This window comes from Pseudoalteromonas sp. SG44-1 (assembly GCF_014164315.1).
Lineage (GTDB): Bacteria > Pseudomonadota > Gammaproteobacteria > Enterobacterales > Alteromonadaceae > Pseudoalteromonas > Pseudoalteromonas rhizosphaerae.
On the sequence record NZ_JACJEW010000183.1, the window covers coordinates 1 to 1,151 of the forward strand.

The window sequence follows — 1,151 nt, forward strand, 5'->3', positions numbered from 1 at the left end:
TCGGCAGCTATTATTGTATTGAACGTTGGGCCTAGCTCTACTGTGATCATAAAACCTTGGTACGATATTTTTACTTGGTTGCCTATATAAGCAAACGTATTTGGATTTTGAACAGCGTTCATTAGTTCGTGTACTTGCTCAATTGCTAGCTGGCCAGTTAAGAACTTTTCAATTTGAGTGCTGCTGACTGTAACAGCGCTACTATATATAGGTGCGTTTTTACGTGACAACTCGTTTAGTAAATTTACAGGCAAGTGCCCTAACGTAAATTGCTGGCTGTCTGGTACTGACTTTTTAAGCGCTAACTTTGCTGCTTGTAAGTTTACCTGCTTTATATAGTACTGCTGAGATTTTAAAACTGCTTCGTTAAATTGTGGTACCGCTAATTTTTGAATGTCAGTTGATAATGTCATAACTGATTTACCCGCTGCAATGTCTGCACCTAGCCATGCTTTACCAGGATTATAATCCCAGCCTAGATCAATGCCTGCTAATTTACTCAGTTCTTCGCCTGTTGATGGGTCTACAACTTTAAAAGACTCAGTAAACTTTTTAACTGCTTCTGGCTTAGTTACTGATAATCCCATGCGTGCAATATCACGCGCATTAAGTGATACCACTTTGCAACGGCAGTTATAACCATTTGGCGGATAATGTGTATCCCAAAATGGATGATCTACAGGCAGTAAAATGTAATTCCACTTACCGTGATCAGGTCTTACGCGGCTATCGCCAGCAGTTAAGTATAATAGGTATGGCCTGCGCTGTTTTAAACGCTCTTGTTGTTGCCAACGGCCAGCTGCACGCGCAGTGTTTTTATTGTTTTGATAAATAACTTTAGTACGCCAGCCCCGTTTACCATTGTATGACCAGCCATGATCATCAACTATTTTGTCAAAGCGCTTTCTAAAGTCCGATATTGTCTCGCCATCACTAATCGCTTTATCAACTGCTGTATATAGCTCGTTAATGATCTCGATTTGTGTAGCACCGGCAACGGTAAATGCTTTGGCGTGAACTAAGCCTTGTAAGTCTTTATATGACTCACTAGTGAGCTTAATTTTGTCTTTAAAGTGAGAAATGGCTTCCTTGAATTTAACAAGGTCGCCATATTGTGGAGCTGGTAATGCCATATTAGTGCTCTTTTAACG

The 1,151-nt window shown here is 40.3% G+C and carries 1 protein-coding gene; it reads right to left on the minus strand.

Annotated elements, in window-relative coordinates; translation table 11 throughout:
• A partial coding sequence (locus H5187_RS23630; RefSeq protein WP_182798484.1) for a phage minor head protein occupies positions 1 to 1,133 on the minus strand: 1,133 nt, incomplete at its 3' end.
• Between the last annotated feature and the right edge of the window lie 18 nt (positions 1,134 to 1,151).